Below are 17,443 nucleotides of genomic sequence, written 5' to 3'. Positions count from 1 at the left end.
TAGCTTAGTATTCCGATTAAGACTGATTCCAACAGTGGAACGTGGCGTAACTACCCCAAGGCGAAACACTCTCCGTGTTGATGGCGGGGCGATGCTCAATAAACTTCTTCACCACCAAGTCACCAACCAACAGATGATTAGGTTCGCTTAACCCGCGAAGCAGTGCATATTGAATAGTCCAAGGCCCAATCCCTTTTAGCTCAATCCATTTGGAAGGATGCTCAGCTTCATTGTCGACCATGTATTCGGCAAAACGCTTTAGGGTCTCTTTGCGGCTTCCCGGCATTCTCAAGAAGCTAACATCAGCGTCCGCTATCTGTTTTGGTGTTGGGAAGCTGGCTTTCTCATGTTCATCAGAAAGCTCTTTGACCAATAAGTTAAGCTGACCAATCGCCGCGGTTACCGAAACTTGCTGTCCTAGAATCGCTCTCACGCCTGCCTCCCAAGCACTCCACACGCCAGGAATACGGATACCACTCTTAGCCACCAAGTTAGGATCGATAGTCGTAAAGAACGTCTCAACCTTGGCAATATCGACATCAAGATCAAACATACGGCGGATATTCGCAATCAAGCTTCTTAATTGGCTTATATCATCCAACTCGAATTCAATATCCAAGCGGTTATCTTTGGCTAAAGTCGCCTTGAACCAACCCTTTGACCCGTTCACATTTACCGTGCGCTTATAATAATCTTCGCCAACGCCTTCTAAGCCCTCAATCATTCTTCGTCGATAAAACCTCAACAAGTGGTTCCAATCTAAGGGTCCATGAAAACCAAGCTGAATATGATTACTCTGAGTGTCACTTGGCTTCGCTCGCCTAATTTGGCTTGGCGAAAGCTGCAGCTCTTTTTGAAAGGCATCATTAAAACGGCGCGTACTATTGAAGCCACTAGCAAAGCCGACATCAGTAATGCTCATGCTACTGGTGTGCAGCAACTGCTTGGTAAACATCAATTGACTGTACAGACTATATTGCTTGGGTGACACGCCGATGTAATTGTCGAATAAGGTTCGTAAATAACGATCTGAAATACCTAACCGCGTTGCAAGGTCGACGATAGATCCTGAATTCAGAGCGCCATTATCAATCAACTGCATCGCACGTAAGAAAGTGGTTTCGACGCCCTTCCAAGCCGGCGAAAAAGGTGCGCTGTCTGGTCGACAACGTAAACAAGGACGATATCCCGCTTTCAATGCTTGAGCTTGATGGGAAAAATATTCGACATTTTCTTCTTTGGGTGGTGTGGCTGGGCAAATCGGGCGACAAAAAATTCCTGTCGTTTTCACCGCTGTAAAAAACATCCCATCAAAGCGAGCATCTCGTGCATATCGAGCCAAATGGCACTGCTCACTGGTTAAGCTGCTGTTGTGATTGATCTTTTTCGACATGCCGTACTCTTCCCACTTACCATAGCGTTTGATCCGATACCTAAAAGTTTACCGTGAACCACCATTGTCGCTAGCCACTTTCGGAAGCGAAGGTCAGATAAATCACAAAAAAGAGTTTTAATTTTATTCAATTCGACTAAATTTAACCTAGAGAGGACATTCTTCTCACAACGTCAACGATCGGTACTTAGCACGCCAAGATGCAGAGACCTATCGAATATAAAAAGGAAAAGGCTATGGTTTTACACACATGTCGTATTGTTTTATCAAATCAACAGGTTCTCACCAGTCAATCAGTCGAGCAGTCTCTAAGCTTTCTTGAAGACAAAGCGGACAACGGGATTTCTATGATCGAGATTGACGCAACGGATGGCAATCAAATCCATTCGTACATGTCACACTCTCTTGAAGAGTCTATTGAGAATCTAATGAACCTATAGGGCTTTTAATAAAGGCTACACATACCAGGCCTAAACGATATTTATGGAATTAGAAACGATCTCTAGTTCCGAAAAGAAGTACATTTCTGGTTTAAAACAAAAATGGCTCCCAACTATACAATTAGTTGGGAGCCATTTTTTATTGAATCTAATCAGCAAAGCCACTGCTTACCGCGAATGCCGTTACTCAGGTGCTTGTTCAGCGGCTTGCTGCAATGTGTAAGCCGTCGATGGGTCAATCTCATTAACCAACTTCTCAACCTGCATGATCGCATCAACCGAGGTACTGCTTTTACGGTAGCTCAGATAAATTGGGAGATACCAGTCTTCAACCCCTTTCACCTTGTGCAGCTGACCCGAATCGATAAAAGGTTCGACTAGAGACACCGGAAGATACGCACTGCCGCCTTTCTCTAAAATGAAATCGAGGGCGATACGGGCTGTAGAGGTACGTAGGTACGGTGCTGGCACTTTAGGGTGACGTTCTGCGTGTTCAGAACCAAAGCGCGTTCCCCAATCCACATAAACATACTTATGTTGAAATACAGATTCCAGATCATCTTGCTGCGTTGATACCAACACCAAAACCAAGTCAGCGACTTTTTTACAGTTCAGCTCTTCTGCTTTGATCTGATCGAACGCGAAAGCCATATCTAAGGTTCGTTCTAACAAATTACGGTTCAGTTGCTCGCGCCCCATCACCTCTGCCATAAAGCCGTAACCACCAAAAGAGTCGGTTACCACACTTAAACAGTTTTGCAGATACGCATCCCAAATATTCGGCGTGCCGCCCAGCGTTAACTGCAAGGCTTTACCACTCTCTAACGACAGCTCAAATTTGGCTTGTTGTAGGGTGGACACCATCACTTCGGCATAACCAATCAAACGTTCACCGGAAGATGTGAGTTTGATGTTATTGCGGTCACGAATGAAGAGCTGAGTATCAAAATAGCCTTCAAGCTGTTTGATCCGCGCACTCACCGCCGCTTGTGTTAAATACAAGTTTTCAGCTGCACGCCCAAAATGGCGCACCCTTGCAACCTCAAGAAAGGTTCTAAATACTTTCACATCCATCAAATACATCTCTGTAATAAATCTGCTAACTAGCCGATCTAGGATTGTTTATCGTAAAGGCAAAAACATTTTGTTTCCTATTTTAGCCTTTTAACAATATTTTCGCGTGAGCAATAAACACTAATTTCTATCTAACCACATTACTGAGGCTGATATGTCTGAGACCGAATTCCGACACGGAAAAAAACGTTTTTATGACACCATTAAATTCCCGAGAGGGTTCGCTAAGTCGGGTGATTTTACTCTTTCAGAAGAGGAAATCCTAACCTTGTTTGGTGACACTATGCTTGCACTTGAAACTGGTGAACTAGCACCAATCAATGCAGAAGAAAAACACTTCATTAAAGTGTTGTCTCACCCTCATAAGGCAAAGTCCAAGTTAGAGCGTGTTTGGTTGAAGTACATTCAACTGGCTCGTGGACGCCGTCGCTTTCACACCCTAAACGGCTGCAAACGCGGCGACGTATCTAGGGAAGAATACGAAAGTGAGTTAGTGTTAGAAGATTAGTAAAATCGCTCAAAGTGATACCTCATCACTTTGGGCTTTTTTTTGCCTTCAAACACACATCTTCTTTGTAATTGGTAAGTTTAGCCAACCTATCCATTTTTACCAATATTTATATACAATTCATAGCGATAGCGTGACTAAAACACAGCTCTCGTTCAATCTTATGGGTATTCATCCCACTGAGATTCATCGTTCTTCATCCTGCCCCTGTCTTTTATCACGATAGCGCTCCATTGCCATCATTATTTTTCTAGTTTCAACTATACGCTCAAGGCTTGTTTATACTCGAAACACGTTAATGCACCAAAATTCGTCAATGGTTCGAGCGATGCCATTATTGCAATAATCGTATCAAGGCATAGAAACACACCAACCCTTTCAGGTGCTGAATTAGATCAACATTGCTGTATATGACAAACGTATTAATCTTGTTTAACGCCACCAAATATCCATACAATAATTGTGCAATTTTGAGAGTTCCAGTCACAGTTACGACGAAAAAAGCAAAAACTTGACCTAAAACAATAGCGGAACTGGATAACTTATTTTATAATGCGAATTAATGTTTCAGAACACTATAAAATTTTATTTCTAGGGGCAAAATCAATGAGACTTATTCCATTAAGCAACAAAGCTAAAGTAGGTAAATGGGCTGCTCGTCATATCGCAGATTCAATCAACAAGTTCGCTCCAACGGCTGAGCGTCCATTTGTACTAGGTCTTCCTACTGGTAGCACACCTCTAACTACTTACGCTGAGCTAATTGAACTTTACAAAGCTGGCGAAGTTAGCTTCAAGCACGTTGTAACATTCAACATGGATGAGTACGTTGGCATCGACCCTAACCACCCAGAGTCTTACCGCACATTCATGCACGAGAACTTCTTCAACCACGTTGATATCCAAGCAGAAAACATCAACCTGCTAGACGGCAAAGCTGAAGATATCGATGCTCACTGTGCAGCATACGAAGAGAAAATCCGTTCATACGGCAAAATCAACCTGTTCATGGGCGGCGTAGGCATCGACGGTCACATCGCATTCAACGAACCAGGTTCTTCTCTATCTTCACGCACTCGTATCAAAACGTTGACTGAAGACACTCGTATCGCGAACTCTCGTTTCTTCGATGGCGACATCAACCAAGTTCCTAAATACGCACTAACTATCGGTGTTGCGACTCTTCTAGATGCAGAAGAAGTGATGATCCTTTCTCTAGGCCACAACAAAGCTCAAGCGCTTCAAATGGCTATCGAAGGTTCTGTAAACCACATGTGGACTGTTACAGCTCTACAGATGCACCGTAAAGCTATCATCGTTGCTGATGAGCCAGCTCAACAAGAGCTAAAAGTTAAGACTCTACGCTACTTCCAAGAGCTAGAAGCTGAGAACATCCAAGACCTATAATTCCTATAGTCTTGAATAGCAGGGCGTTTTTATAAAGAGAGCGTCTTGAATAGAAAAAGCCACTGAATGTGGCTTTTTTTGTGCCTGCTGCTTTTGTATTTAATGTGAAGATATTTCGGATATTTTTTAGAAGCACAAAAACAACAAAGCGATTTCTCCAACGAGAGAAACCGCCATCATTTAAATCTTTGTATTGAAACGAACGAACAGCTACAAGTTATGTAGGATGCGAAACAAGATAAGCAGAGCTGCAAACTAGAGCTAAGAGCTCAGCGCGTTATCTCGGCATAGGGTAGTGATAATGTCAGTGATAGCTAATACGATCGTCGACTTCACCTTTTGATTATGTCGCCCCAAGAACATTTCAAGCATTGGGCCAGACATCGTTTCCACCATCTCCGCGTCATATTCGATAGGCATAATACGCTGAATCGCGTGCACCTTGTTGAGCTCAAATATCACATCAACTTCTGTAAAGCTGGTGTCTTCACCCTGTATTTTCGCCCACTCTTTCAAGGTAACGAAAACCTCTAGATCATCGTAGAGTTCTTTACTGATCACGCCAAGTCCGAGTAGCAACTTAGCACGAATCATGATCTCGCCTAACGGCCCACCACTGTTGAGAAGTGGCTCGACAACGAACTTAATTGCAGTGTCGTCTTTCTTAAAGATGTTTTTTAATACGGCATCTACCGTGTCGTCCAATGCATCATAAGCAGCCATTAGGCAAGCGCTAGCACTCTCAGCTTCCGAAAGGGCTTCGAGTAATTCAGTTTCATGGCTTGTTTGTATTGGCATAACGGCTCGACAATAAGAAAGTGCCACTGGTGTGGCACTTTGATGGTTTATCATTTCAATGCTAGATAAGCTTCTTCCGCTAGTTTAACAACTTCTGAGTCACTATTCAGCTCAGAATAATGCGCTAATGTCTCAGCAAAGCCTTTTTCTGCGAACATTGCTTGAAGTTCAACCGCTTGTGGGTCGTCTTCGTTCTTGTAATGGAACGCAGCAGCGATTGCTTTTACTAGGTGAGCATTTGGTAGGCCGTACTCTAATGTACCGTTTAGAGGCTTAACTAGGCGGTCTTGCGGGCTCAGTTTACGAATTGGCTGACGACCAACGCGGTCTACTTCATCACGTAGGAACGGGTTAGCAAAACGACCTAGAATCTTTTGGATGTAGGCAGCGTGTGCTTCTGGATCAAAGCCGTAACGCTTAATCAGAACCGCACCACTCTCTTCCATCGTCGCTGTTACTTCAGCGCGGATTACGTCATCTTCGATAGAGTCTTTAATAGTCTCATGACCTGCAAGCACACCAAGGTATGCCGTTACCAAGTGACCTGTGTTTAGCGTGAACAGTTTACGCTCAACGAAAGCCATTAGGTTATCAGTGCATTCCATTCCTGGGATGTTTGGAATCTCACCTTTGAATTGTGTTTGATCTACGATCCACTCGCTGAACGTTTCAACCGTTACCGCTAGAGGATCTGTTTCGCCCGCTTCTGCCGGTGGAACAATACGGTCAACCGCAGAATCAACAAAGCCAATGTGCTCTTCAGTGAACGCTTTCATTTCATCAGAAAGGTGCTCTAACACGGCTGCTTTTAATTGGCTAGTACCGCGAACCATGTTCTCTGCCGCGATGATGTTCATTGGTGCAGTGTTGTTTGCTGCTGCACGCTTTTCAATGCCTTGAGCGATAGACTTAGAGATGATTTTAAGAACCGTAGGGCCCACTGCAGTCGTCACAAGATCAGACTCAGCAATGCAATCTACTACTGCGCTTGTCGCTGAGTTTACTGCTGTCACGTTCTTAACAACTTCGACAACACACTCTTCGCCAACAATCTTAACTGGGTATTCTTGGCGTTCAATTAACGCATTTACAACCGTTTCATTTACGTCAGCAAACGTAACCTTCATACCAGCATCAGAAAGAAGCTTACCAATGAAACCACGACCGATATTACCTGCACCAAAATGTAACGCTTTCATAATTTTGACCTTATAAATATTTGAATCTAGATAGCTAACTGCTCAACAACATGCCTTGACGATGTGCCCTCGGCATTAAGCAGTAAGCTATTCAGACTGAATCTTGTTAGAAAGATTAAGACCGAAAATGAGGCCAGTAGGGGGATACCGGCCTCCTTCACTCAGGAGCTTGACTAGAGCTTTTTAGTTTCCGTTGAGAATACGTAGAACATCAGCAGGGTTTGTTGTGTTCTGTAGGCATTCCACAGCTTCTTCATCATCGAGTGAATTGGTAATAGCCATCAGCACCATGTTGTGCTCATCGCCTTGTGCGGCAATACCGATAACCATCTTCGCGATATCGTCTTCATCTTCGCCCCACTGAATACCTTCAGGGTACTGACAGAAAACGATGCCGGTTTTTTGTACGTACTGTTTCGCTTCGATTGTGCCGTGTGGTACTGCGATAGACTCACCCAGGTAAGTAGACACAAGCTCTTCACGAGCAAACATGCCATCTACATATTCTGGTGATACGTTGCCAAGTTTTACTAATTGTTCGCCAGCAAACTTGATTGCGTCTTCTTTTTGAGTCGCTTTAAGGCCAAGGAAGATGCTGTCGTCAGTGAGTGCAAGCTTGTTGCTTTCTTGCGCTGGAGCTGCTGCTGGAGCCGGAGCTTCTACTTTCGCTTCACCACTTTGAGCATCGACAAGCTCAGCAACTAGTTGGTCGTATACGCCGCCGTCTAGGAAGTTGCTTAGAGACATATGCATCGCACCTGGCACAGTGCTACGAGCACGATCTGTTAGGTCTTTATGCGTAATAACGATTTGCGAATCAGCCGGTAGGTTGTTGATTGCGTAGTTGGTTACTTCAATGTCTAGGCCAGCTGTTGCTACTTTCTTACGTAGTAGACCTGCACCCATTGCACTTGAACCCATACCCGCATCACACGCTACATAAACTGCTTTTACATCCGCTAGGTTTACGTTTGCTTCTGCTGCTGCACCTTTAGAAGACGCTTTCATGTCTTTCATTTGTGCAGAAGCTTTTTCTAGAGAGTCTTCGTCGTCATCTTGAGCTGAAGTTTTAAGCAGAATTGAAGCCACTAAGAAAGATACTGCTGTTGCTGCGATAACTGACAATACAACACCGATGTAAGAGCCTTTTGGCGTCATCAGTAAGATTGCGAAGATAGAGCCTGGTGATGCTGGAGAGATAAGGCCAGAATCGAACATTACGTTAGTGAATACACCCGCCATACCACCTGCGATTACCGCAAGAATTAGACGTGGGTTCATTAGAACGTAAGGGAAGTAAATTTCGTGGATACCCCCTAGGAAGTGGATGATAGATGCACCAGCAGCAGATTGCTTCGCGCTACCTTTACCAAACACCATGTAAGCAAGTAGAAGACCAAAACCAGGACCTGGGTTTGCTTCGATTAGGAAGAAGATAGAGCGACCCATCTCTTCAGATTGCTGGATACCTAGTGGAGAGAAGATACCGTGGTTGATTGCGTTATTTAGGAATAGAATTTTCGCAGGTTCAACAAAAATAGATGCTAGAGGTAGTGCACCCGCTTCTACCATTGCGTTTACGCCAGCCGCAAGTCCGCCAGACAGAATCTTAACCGCAGGACCAATCACGATGAACGCGATGATCGCACAGATCATGCCGATGATACCCGCAGAGAAGTTGTTCACTAGCATTTCGAAACCACTCTTCACTTTACCGTGAACAGCTTCATCGAATTTCTTAATTGCGATACCACCTAGTGGACCTACAATCATTGCACCCATGAACATTGGGATATCAGTACCAACGATAACACCCATTGTTGTGATAGCGCCCACTACCGCACCGCGGTCACCACCAACCATTTTACCACCGGTGTAACCAATCAATAGTGGCAGTAGGTATGTAATCATAGGACCAACCATTGATGCTAACGTTTCGTTAGGCCACCAACCCGTTGGGATGAATAGTGCAGTAATGAAACCCCACGCAATAAATGCGCCGATGTTTGGCATTACCATATTGGATAAGAAACGACCAAAGTTTTGAACCTTAATCTTTGCTTCTGGTGATAACATAGGTAGAACCCCGTAATGTATTGGTTGGTCAAATGACCGAAAGTGTGTACTCAAAAGTCGATTAAAATGTATCACAACATTTCCAAAATGCACCTTAGCCCAACTTTCGTGATAGCCATCACACACGAAAAGCACTTTCGGGTTAACAAGCACACCTTAGATCACAAAAACACCATGAATTTAAATTACAAAGCCAAATTAATGAGAATAGATATCATCAACACACGATCTAGATCACATTTTATTTTGTAATACTTAAAAATAAAATGTGATTAAAGTCACATTTAATAAAATATAGCATCTAAGATCTATATAAACCGTATAAAAGAACATCGTGTCACGTATATAAAATATGCACCCAGATGAGCAAAATCGCGATACCTGTAATTTAATTACAGTTTGAGCTACATTTTGCTAAACATACAAAACGAGACCTAACGCTCTACTAAAAACATAGACCACTGAACTGCAGTTAGCATTGATAGATGTGATATGGTATTTACCAACGCTATCGCATCATATATATATCCAACACCCATCAGCTGATCACTCCGCTATTTGAGAAAAGACTATGTCAGACAAAATTTCCACATCCGCACTCGCTAAACAAAAAGGCATAGAAGCTAAAGCTTTATTTAGCGATCTAAAAACAGCGGGCTATATAGTGCGTTCACAAGAGCGTTGGATTCTCACAGAACGGGGAGAAAGCTTTGGTGGGGAATATGTCGAACACAAGAAGTTTGGTGTCTTTATTGTCTGGCCAGAGAAACTGCTTATCGATTTGGACTCATTCTCAGGAAAAACACTCACCGCCACCCAGCTTGGCAGTGCCTTTCAACTCAGCGCAAAGAAAATCAACTTACTGCTCAACGAGCTTGGTTGGATAACAAAAGAAGAAGACGGTTGGCATGTCACCTCTACAGGCTTAAAAGCCGGAGGTGAACAAAGAGAAGACAAAGCGACTCAAAACTTATTCGTGGTATGGCACGACTCATTGGTTCGCAATAAGCGTTTAAAGCAGTCTGTTGTTGAATTCCTAGGGCATGATGCTGAAAGCCACTCGACCGATGTGTCATTCTCCAGTTTTCGTCAGAAATTTGAGGCGAAGCACCGAAGCTTAGACGGGCATTATGTTCGATCAAAGGGAGAGCTGATCATTGATAACTGGCTTTATATGGCAGGAGTGGTCCATGCGTACGAGCGTCCGCTTCCGATATCAAAAGAAGTGATCAGCGATTTTTATCTACCAAGTGGCAAAGTATACATCCAGTTCTGGGGAACTGATTCTGCGCCAATCGCCGAAAATAAACGTGAAGCTACGAGAAAAATCTATGAAGAGCATGGTTTTGGTTTAATCGAAATCACGCCAGAAGATATCCCCAACCTAGACAGCGTACTTCCGCCATTATTGCGCCAATATGGTATCAAAGCGTACTAAGCTACTGAATCTAGAGATTCCACCTCCATTAAGATCACACTTATTGAATCATTATGGACATTATTAACCATAGTGATTTGATATGTTCGCTATTTTTCCCGAGTCATTCTTCTATTATCTTACACCCATCGACTTGAGCTACCGCAGATACTCGATTTATTGGGGCATGTTCGATAACTATTTAGACGTTCAATCTATTGAGATTCGTTTAAATTGGTTATCCGTTTATTGTTGACGTAACTGAACATAAAACCCTACAACATTTATTATTGATAGATATTAGGATTCAACATGACTCATCCAATCATTACTGATCTAAACACTCGTTACACAGCTAAAAAATACGATGCAGAAAAGCGCATCTCTGCGGAAGACATGGAAGTAATCAAAGAAGCACTTCGCTTGTCAGCTTCTTCTATCAACTCTCAGCCTTGGAAATTCATCATCATTGAGAGTGACGCAGCAAAACAACGCTTCCACAATACTTTCGAAAACATGTTCCAGTTTAACCAACCACATGCGAAAGAAGCGTCACACACGATCCTGTTTGCTCACGATCCTAAGTACACTAAAGAGAAATTCGCGAAGCGTGCTGATACAGAAGTAAGCTCTGGTCACTTACCAGCTGAAATGTACGAGCAATTCTTAGGTGCTTACGCATTCGCAGAAATGAACACAGACGAAACAGGTTTCAACGGTAACTGGACTAAGTCTCAAGTTTACATCGCACTAGGTAACACACTGCACACACTAGCTCGTCTAGGTATCGCTTCAACACCTATGGAAGGTGTAGATGCAGCTATGATCAGCGAAGAGTTTGCTGACGAACTAGAAGGTCACGTTGTTGATGTAGCTCTAGCTATCGGCTACCACAAAGACGGCGAAGACTACAACTACGGCAAACCAAAAGCGCGCCTAGCTCTTGATGAAGTCGTTACAACACTTTAGGGCGTGTTGATGTGACAGAGCCCTAACCGCAGGGGTATCAGGCAAGAAAACCTCGATAAACAAGAACAAAAAAAGCCAGTCAACAGACTGGCTTTCTTGTATTCATCTTAGTGCGATAAGCACATTGCGTTTAAGTAAAGGCGAACATTAACCGATAAACGAGATGTAACCCTGAAGGATAATCAGGTTAACGATATCGATAAAGAAGGCACCAACAATTGGCACCACCATGAACGCCTGTGGTGAAGGACCAAAACGGTTCACCAAAGAGCCCATGTTCATTACCGCTGTTGGTGTTGCACCTAGGCCGAAACCACAGTGACCACCTGCCATAACCGCTGCGTCGTAGTTAGAACCCATTACTTTGAACGTCACAAAGTAAGAGAAGATACCTAACACAACCGCCTGAACCGCAAGGATAACCAAGAACGGAATCGCAAGGTCAAATATGTTCCAAAGCTTAAGGCTCATTAGCGCCATTGCTAGGAACAGTGACAATGACACCGTACCAAGAATATCGACCGTTTCGCTGTCAGTCTTATGCAGCTTAGTCACTTCAAACACGTTAGTGATGAACACACCGATAAACAACGCGTAAACGAAGTCAGGAATCATCAACCAAGAAATTTCAAAAGTCGCCACCCACTGCTCTAGGTACTTCGCACCCGTGATACAGATAAGAAGGATGAACAACACTTCAATCACCTTCTTCGCCGTCACTTTGTCTTCTTCATACTCGTTGTAAGTAACAAGTTCAGGGAAGCGTTCATGTGTTTGCGTGCCAGTGCCGTACTCAGATTCAAGCTGGTTTTTATCAATCAGCTTTTGCGCCACTGGGCTACCGATAATACCACCGATGATCAAACCAAAGGTCGCTGAAGCCATCGCGATTTCTAGCGTATTTGCAATGCCAAACGTGTCTGCAAAAGTTTGAGACCAAGCCGCGCCTGTGCCGTGACCGCCCGAAAGGGTGATAGAGCCAGCAATCAAACCCATCAAGGGTTCAAGGCCTAGTGCCGTAGCTAAGGTTACGCCTACACCGTTTTGGATAATGATGTAAACCGACGCTACCCCTAAGAATAGGAATACCTTAGCACCACCTTTTATCAGCTGCGTGTAGTTCGCCGCAAGACCGACCGTTGCAAAGAACATCAACATAAACGTGTTCTGCAGGGGCAAGGAAAACTCAAGATCAAGGCCGTTAAAGTGCAGGGCTGTAATAGCAAAAGCGACAATCAAGCCGCCGACAATGGGCTCTGGAATGTTGTACTTTTTGAGAATCGGAAGCTTTGCATTGACGAAATGACCTAGAAACAAAACACTAATCGCGATTAGGAAGGATTCTAGTGGTCCAATTGAAATTAATTGATTCATATAACCTCTATTTTTTTACGTTCTCATCTTCCCTAATGAGTCTAGTTTTATCTGTAATTATTTGTGCTGCTCTACCTATATTTATACAAACTGGAGAGAAAGTGTGGATTCGAAAAGCGAACACATTACTGCGATCGCTTAGTACCATGTTAGTAGCACGTTAACTTTTATAGGAGATAAAAGGATTTGTGACAACAATCACCTCCTAAAAGTTGAAAACGGCGTGAGTACCTATGCCGCTGACTCTGCTTTCTTAAAACCTAAAAAAGCAAAAAGGAGCTATTTCTAGCTCCTCTTTAATCACCATCGCTGGTAATTAGAATTTTTTCGGTGCGTAACCAGTCATAACCTCAATGCGAAGTTCTTTACCGATCTTCGTCATTGGGTGAACAATTACGAGTCCTTTAACAGACTTTTTAAGTTTACCCATATCCGCTTGCTCAGCCTTAGTGATCTCACGGCTAAATGGCATATCAACCAGAGACTTACGCTCTTGGTTCACATCATAGCTTTCTTTGTGTTTAAGCTGGGCAATTTTCTTAGTTAGCTTCTTAATCTCTTCCTCGAACTGACGAACAACAGGACGATCATTACGAGTTTTAGCAGCATCTAACTTGTGGCGACACTTGTCTAGACGGTTGTTAATTTGTTGAAGTTCGTTTTTAACACTCATAATAATTTCCTAAGATTAAACAAGCCAATTCGGATTGGGGCGCGGAGTATAGCACAAGGGTTGTGTTGAACCGAAATTTATCTGTTAATTACCAATAGAAACGAATCACATCGACACCGCTCATTCAGCTTACTTATTCTTTGTGGCGAATCTCTAAGCGGATTATTCATTGATAGGATAGCGCCTACTTCAAAAATTGCAGTCCTCGATGCATCAAAATTCCGTCTAAACTTATACTCTAACGCAATAACTAAATCAGGGTACACAGCTTGGAGTTGTTACCCCCAGCACGACTCTGAATCGCAACGTAATCACAAGGATAGCCGATGACATTATTGAAACGAACATTGACCTGCAGCCTAGCCCTGAGTGCAATGTTTGCCACAACTTATGCATCTAGTGAACAAGCCACCCAAAGTAACCTAATCGTCGAGTACTCTACACCGCAAAATACCGAAGAAGAGCAGCTCAAACGAGAGATTCAAAGCAGTGGCGTTAATGACACCGTGGTCGACCTATCAAACCAACTCTTCATGTTTGAGAAGCCATTAACCATTCAATATGGCGGGGAAGAAGGACCACTCTACGCTCCACAAACCCATCAAGTACTGATCCCTTACAGTTTTTACGCTGAGTCACTCAATTACTTTGAGAAGAACCAATACGAAAAAGAGTATGGGAAATCTGCGCAAACCGGCGCTATTGATACCTTGCTGCACACCCTGCTACACGAGACTGGGCATGCGTATATCGAAGATCAGAACATTGCCATATTGGGTAAAGAAGAAGATGCGGTTGATAACCTAGCAACCGTGCTACTGCTTAACTACGTAGAGCATGGGGCCGACGCGGCTATCAGCGCTGCAGACATGTTCGCTTTCGAGTCAGAAGACCGCCCAGAGTATTACGACTTGGGGGAATACATCGACGAGCACAGTTTCGACCTGCAGCGTTACTTCTCCACGTTATGCTTGGTGTATGGCAGCGATCCCGATGCCTATAAGAACTTGCTCGATGAAGTGGAAAACGACTATTTGAAAGACAGAAAAGAGTTCTGCGTTGAGCACTTTGACGTGATCAATGAAAATTGGCATCAGTATTTAAAAAAGAGTGACGATGCTTAGATGCTTAGATGCTTAGATGCTTAAAGGTTAGTGTCGAGAACTAGGAAAACGGCTTTGGCATCAAATTCCAAAGCCGTCACTCGATAGATTGGCTTAAGTCTTACGTGTTAAGAGTTAAGAGTTAAGAGCTTAAACCCTAGACGTTCACTTTGTACTTCAGATCTTGTGCTTCATCGCCCGTCATCCCTCGAAAACCCCAACAATGTGAAGGCTGCTCTTTAATGGTGATTTCAATATCAATCGGAGAGATAGAGAGCTGCTTTTCAATCTCAGAAAAGATCTTCTTGATTAGACGCTTTTTGGTGTTTACCGCTCGACCTTCCATCATGTTGATCTCAATGACGGTATAGGCTTCTGTTCTTCCTTCTGGGTAAAAGAAGTCATCCCGTTCCAATGGCACAAACCGATGTGCTCGCTTGTCATCGGGTAAACCCATTTCACTATTCAAGCACTGCTGCAACACATTAGAGAGCTGCAACTTAATTGGATTTAAGCACTCTTTGATACCATAAATAACAATCATGACCATTCCTTTGATGCGATGTTAGGTATAGAAGAACGTCAGATAGAAGCATCGTCTGGCAACTACCCATTCGCTTACTATTTGTTCATATATTACCTAATGACGCGTATGAGAAAAGGTAAAAACAATGAATTTATGAACAGGTGCAACAAAATATCTATCCCTTTGCGAACATAAGCCGAAGCGAATTGATCGAACACCACCCTCCCCGCGTATATCTTCTCGAATCACATCTGAACTAAGGAGTACTATGTGCCGAATTCACCTAGGAAGACCACGCGGACAGACGCCGAACCAGAAACACCCGTAGAGTCTTCTCTGGAGCTCGCTGTGTTTCCCCTCCCCATCTTCCTTTTACCGGGAGGCAGACAAAGACTGCGCATTTTTGAGCCAAAGTATCTCGCGATGGTCGCTCACGCAGCGCAGGGCGATGGTTTCATTATCGCCACTCAAGACAAATCTAACTCTGATCATCTCAGCTCTTGGGGAACAAAGGTGACCATCGTCGACTTCAATATGTCGGACGACCAGATATTAGAAATTGATGTCGAAGGCGAAAAGTTGGTGCAATTGCATGGGTCGTTTCGAGACGATGATGACCTGATTAAAAGTAAGTTCAGCTTGTTGCCTCACTGGCCTACCGATGAATATAAAGTGCCTAACGTGTTTACCGCTTTTTTGGTTCAGTTGTTTCGCGACCACGATTCGATAAGAACACTCTATCCCACTCCTGATTTTGAGAGCCCACAATGGATCTGTGCGCGATTGCTCGAAATGATGCCTATCCCACTGGAAAAGAAAACAGAATTTACTGAGCCAGCCAGTTTTCCGTCTCTAGTTCCTTTTTTGAATCAAATCATTACGGGGCAATAAGCACTTTTCTTCGCTATAATTTTGTATAGTAGAAATTAATTTAAATTAAAGTGATCCCGACTTTCTCCTTTCACGTAGTGCCCATCAAATTCGCATGATGGTTAGTTACTATGCAAGTGGAAAGCAGAAGTTCAGGGAACGGCAAGGAGCATGTCATTATTCCCGATAACAAAGTACCTACAGACAACAAAGTACCGACAGAGCTCTCGAGCTGGCTGGTGTTGGTTGGTACAGACCGAGACAAGCAGGCGTTCACCTGTTTGTTCAAGTTCTTCGCTCCTAAGATCAAGCGTTTTGGTATCAGTAAGTTGGGTGGCGAAGCTGCTGCAAACGAGCTAGTTCAAGACACGATGACTAATGTTTGGAAGAAAGCACATCTCTACAATGTAGATAAAGGCGCTGCGACCACTTGGGTCTACACGGTAATGCGTAATGCAGCATTCGACATGTTGCGCAAAGTGAAAGCGAAAGCCGAACAAACGATAGCCGACGATATCTGGCCAATCGATGCGATGGTAGCCGAGTCTCAAAGCGAAGATTTGCCATTCGGTGACCATTTGATGAGCCGACACGTAATGACTCAAATAGAAAAGTTGCCTCTCGCTCAGAAAACCATCGTCAAAGGCGTTTACTTTCAAGAGCTCTCTCAAGAGCAACTCGCTCAGCAACTTGGCGTCCCACTTGGAACAGTGAAATCACGTCTGAGACTCGCTTTAGCCAAATTAAAAGTTCACATGGGGGAACAAGACCATGATTAAACATCACCCAAACGCGGCAATCTTGAAAGACTTCGTCGATGGCACGTTGGCTGATTCAGTTTCTTTGATTGTTTCTAGCCATGTAGAGCTATGTGAACACTGCCAACAACAAGTCAAGCAGCTTACAGCTGTAGCAGCAAATAATGCTTTTGACGCAGAGCCAGTATTCTCAAATAAAGATCTAGACAGCTTCTCAATGGACGATATGGACTTTGATTTTGACGCGATAGAGCAAATCACTGCTGATACTTCTCAGTCTGTTGAAGTGACTCCAGAGGTTCAGAAAGTAACTGTTGCTGACACGACATTCACAATCCCTCGTGCCCTTAACTCAGTAGCGAGAAAGGACTGGATGAACCTAGGCAAAATTTCACGAGCAAGACTCGACTTTGCTGACGAGGCACACCACACCAGCTTGTTGCACATCGACAAAGATGGACAAGTGCCTTGCCACACCCACAAAGGCTTCGAGATCACGCTTCTTCTAGAAGGCAGTTTCGAAGACGAAATGGGCGTTTACAACAAAGGTGATTTCATCTGGTTGGATGGCAATCACACTCATCAACCGGCAACAAAAGAAGGTTGTGTCTGCTTAACCGTTTCAAGTGATGCGCTTTACTTCACAAAAGGTGTGAGCCAACTATTCAATCCACTTGGAAAATATATCTATTAACCCAGTTGCAGGCTATAAATATACAGGATGGCATGAAGCTATCTTGTATATCGTCAATACATCTGAATAAAAACAACTACGGTGTCAAAGTAAAAATACACCCAGCTCTGTAAGTACGATTAGCAATGTTGAACTATAAGAAAAAGCTCAGAGCAAGAGCAAAG

At 43.6% G+C, this 17,443-nt stretch carries 17 protein-coding genes; 9 read left to right on the top strand and 8 right to left on the bottom strand.

The genetic code is table 11. The features are described 5' to 3' along the window. Nucleotides 1-16 precede the first annotated feature (16 nt). Entirely contained in the window at nt 17-1,393 is a 1,377-nt protein-coding gene (locus AB6D58_RS12910) for an AlkA N-terminal domain-containing protein (protein ID WP_372157460.1), read from the bottom strand. A gap of 236 nt (nt 1,394-1,629) precedes the next feature. Between AB6D58_RS12910 and AB6D58_RS12905 the strand changes: the two genes are divergently transcribed. Further along, nucleotides 1,630-1,833: a hypothetical protein gene (locus tag AB6D58_RS12905; RefSeq protein WP_017061519.1), complete on the top strand. Its 204-nt coding sequence runs from the start codon at nt 1,630-1,632 to the stop codon at nt 1,831-1,833. Between the two features lie 183 nt (nt 1,834-2,016). On the opposite strand, the gene AB6D58_RS12900 is transcribed toward AB6D58_RS12905, so the two are convergent. Then, a complete protein-coding gene (locus tag AB6D58_RS12900) occupies nt 2,017-2,907 on the bottom strand; it encodes a LysR family transcriptional regulator (protein WP_017061518.1) in 891 nt (296 codons plus the stop codon). Nucleotides 2,908-3,061: 154 nt separating this feature from the next. On the opposite strand from AB6D58_RS12900, the gene AB6D58_RS12895 reads away from it, so the two are divergent. After that, nucleotides 3,062-3,415, top strand: coding sequence for a DUF413 domain-containing protein (locus AB6D58_RS12895; RefSeq protein WP_017061517.1), 354 nt, complete (start codon nt 3,062-3,064; stop codon nt 3,413-3,415). Nucleotides 3,416-4,021: 606 nt separating this feature from the next. Continuing rightward, complete coding sequence (nagB, locus tag AB6D58_RS12890) at nt 4,022-4,822, top strand: glucosamine-6-phosphate deaminase (protein WP_017057618.1); 801 nt, start codon at nt 4,022-4,024, stop codon at nt 4,820-4,822. Between the two features lie 261 nt (nt 4,823-5,083). Here the strand turns inward: nagB and AB6D58_RS12885 are convergent, their stop codons facing one another. The 3 genes from AB6D58_RS12885 to AB6D58_RS12875 form a co-directional block, all read right to left on the bottom strand. Next, nucleotides 5,084-5,620, bottom strand: coding sequence for an MltR family transcriptional regulator (locus tag AB6D58_RS12885; protein ID WP_198592367.1), 537 nt, complete (start codon nt 5,618-5,620; stop codon nt 5,084-5,086). Between the two features lie 50 nt (nt 5,621-5,670). Continuing rightward, nucleotides 5,671-6,819, bottom strand: coding sequence for a mannitol-1-phosphate 5-dehydrogenase (locus AB6D58_RS12880; RefSeq protein WP_009846102.1), 1,149 nt, complete (start codon nt 6,817-6,819; stop codon nt 5,671-5,673). 183 nt (nt 6,820-7,002) lie between these two features. Continuing rightward, entirely contained in the window at nt 7,003-8,895 is a 1,893-nt protein-coding gene (locus AB6D58_RS12875; protein WP_372157458.1) for a PTS mannitol transporter subunit IICBA, read from the bottom strand. 571 nt (nt 8,896-9,466) lie between these two features. Between AB6D58_RS12875 and AB6D58_RS12870 the strand changes: the two genes are divergently transcribed. Further along, a complete protein-coding gene (locus AB6D58_RS12870) occupies nt 9,467-10,333 on the top strand; it encodes a hypothetical protein (RefSeq protein WP_017070219.1) in 867 nt (288 codons plus the stop codon). Between the two features lie 291 nt (nt 10,334-10,624). Beyond that, a complete protein-coding gene (locus AB6D58_RS12865) occupies nt 10,625-11,281 on the top strand; it encodes an NAD(P)H-dependent oxidoreductase (RefSeq protein ID WP_017061511.1) in 657 nt (218 codons plus the stop codon). Between the two features lie 147 nt (nt 11,282-11,428). On the opposite strand, the gene gltS is transcribed toward AB6D58_RS12865, so the two are convergent. Next, nucleotides 11,429-12,655, bottom strand: coding sequence for a sodium/glutamate symporter (gene gltS, locus AB6D58_RS12860; RefSeq protein WP_017060972.1), 1,227 nt, complete (start codon nt 12,653-12,655; stop codon nt 11,429-11,431). A 316-nt stretch (nt 12,656-12,971) separates the two neighbouring features. Continuing rightward, a complete protein-coding gene (locus tag AB6D58_RS12855) occupies nt 12,972-13,328 on the bottom strand; it encodes a YibL family ribosome-associated protein (RefSeq protein WP_017060971.1) in 357 nt (118 codons plus the stop codon). Nucleotides 13,329-13,654: 326 nt separating this feature from the next. On the opposite strand from AB6D58_RS12855, the gene AB6D58_RS12850 reads away from it, so the two are divergent. Then, nucleotides 13,655-14,452, top strand: coding sequence for a DUF4344 domain-containing metallopeptidase (locus AB6D58_RS12850; RefSeq protein WP_372157456.1), 798 nt, complete (start codon nt 13,655-13,657; stop codon nt 14,450-14,452). A 136-nt stretch (nt 14,453-14,588) separates the two neighbouring features. Here the strand turns inward: AB6D58_RS12850 and AB6D58_RS12845 are convergent, their stop codons facing one another. Further along, a complete protein-coding gene (locus tag AB6D58_RS12845) occupies nt 14,589-14,975 on the bottom strand; it encodes a tautomerase family protein (protein ID WP_017060969.1) in 387 nt (128 codons plus the stop codon). Nucleotides 14,976-15,227: 252 nt separating this feature from the next. Here AB6D58_RS12845 and AB6D58_RS12840 point away from each other — a divergent pair, with 252 nt between their 5' ends. The 3 genes from AB6D58_RS12840 to AB6D58_RS12830 all read left to right on the top strand — a co-directional run bounded on the left by AB6D58_RS12840 (nt 15,228) and on the right by AB6D58_RS12830 (nt 17,279). Continuing rightward, nucleotides 15,228-15,848, top strand: coding sequence for an LON peptidase substrate-binding domain-containing protein (locus tag AB6D58_RS12840; protein WP_017065084.1), 621 nt, complete (start codon nt 15,228-15,230; stop codon nt 15,846-15,848). A gap of 110 nt (nt 15,849-15,958) precedes the next feature. Continuing rightward, complete coding sequence (locus AB6D58_RS12835; protein ID WP_017060967.1) at nt 15,959-16,606, top strand: sigma-70 family RNA polymerase sigma factor; 648 nt, start codon at nt 15,959-15,961, stop codon at nt 16,604-16,606. Further along, nucleotides 16,599-17,279, top strand: a complete 681-nt coding sequence (locus AB6D58_RS12830) for a ChrR family anti-sigma-E factor (RefSeq protein WP_372157454.1) — start codon at nt 16,599-16,601, stop codon at nt 17,277-17,279. Before AB6D58_RS12835 ends, AB6D58_RS12830 begins: the two co-directional genes overlap by 8 nt. The last annotated feature ends 164 nt before the right edge of the window (nt 17,280-17,443 follow it).

Source organism: Vibrio sp. 10N.239.312.D08, from assembly GCF_041466145.1.
GTDB lineage: Bacteria > Pseudomonadota > Gammaproteobacteria > Enterobacterales > Vibrionaceae > Vibrio > Vibrio crassostreae_C.
Note: the sequence above shows the minus strand (reverse complement) of the source record. Positions and strands in the feature narration are given on the sequence as shown.

Excerpts from the sequence above, each read along its gene's own strand:
- AB6D58_RS12910 (WP_372157460.1), bottom strand. The coding sequence starts at position 1,393 with ATGTCGAAAAAGATCAATCACAACAGCAGCTTAACCAGTGAGCAGTGC.
- gltS (WP_017060972.1), bottom strand. The coding sequence starts at position 12,655 with ATGAATCAATTAATTTCAATTGGACCACTAGAATCCTTCCTAATCGCG.
- AB6D58_RS12855 (WP_017060971.1), bottom strand. The coding sequence starts at position 13,328 with ATGAGTGTTAAAAACGAACTTCAACAAATTAACAACCGTCTAGACAAG.
- nagB (WP_017057618.1), top strand. The coding sequence starts at position 4,022 with ATGAGACTTATTCCATTAAGCAACAAAGCTAAAGTAGGTAAATGGGCT.
- AB6D58_RS12905 (WP_017061519.1), top strand. The coding sequence starts at position 1,630 with ATGGTTTTACACACATGTCGTATTGTTTTATCAAATCAACAGGTTCTC.
- AB6D58_RS12865 (WP_017061511.1), top strand. The coding sequence starts at position 10,625 with ATGACTCATCCAATCATTACTGATCTAAACACTCGTTACACAGCTAAA.
- AB6D58_RS12900 (WP_017061518.1), bottom strand. The coding sequence starts at position 2,907 with ATGGATGTGAAAGTATTTAGAACCTTTCTTGAGGTTGCAAGGGTGCGC.
- AB6D58_RS12870 (WP_017070219.1), top strand. The coding sequence starts at position 9,467 with ATGTCAGACAAAATTTCCACATCCGCACTCGCTAAACAAAAAGGCATA.
- AB6D58_RS12880 (WP_009846102.1), bottom strand. The coding sequence starts at position 6,819 with ATGAAAGCGTTACATTTTGGTGCAGGTAATATCGGTCGTGGTTTCATT.
- AB6D58_RS12835 (WP_017060967.1), top strand. The coding sequence starts at position 15,959 with ATGCAAGTGGAAAGCAGAAGTTCAGGGAACGGCAAGGAGCATGTCATT.
- AB6D58_RS12895 (WP_017061517.1), top strand. The coding sequence starts at position 3,062 with ATGTCTGAGACCGAATTCCGACACGGAAAAAAACGTTTTTATGACACC.
- AB6D58_RS12845 (WP_017060969.1), bottom strand. The coding sequence starts at position 14,975 with ATGATTGTTATTTATGGTATCAAAGAGTGCTTAAATCCAATTAAGTTG.
- AB6D58_RS12830 (WP_372157454.1), top strand. The coding sequence starts at position 16,599 with ATGATTAAACATCACCCAAACGCGGCAATCTTGAAAGACTTCGTCGAT.
- AB6D58_RS12875 (WP_372157458.1), bottom strand. The coding sequence starts at position 8,895 with ATGTTATCACCAGAAGCAAAGATTAAGGTTCAAAACTTTGGTCGTTTC.
- AB6D58_RS12850 (WP_372157456.1), top strand. The coding sequence starts at position 13,655 with ATGACATTATTGAAACGAACATTGACCTGCAGCCTAGCCCTGAGTGCA.
- AB6D58_RS12885 (WP_198592367.1), bottom strand. The coding sequence starts at position 5,620 with ATGCCAATACAAACAAGCCATGAAACTGAATTACTCGAAGCCCTTTCG.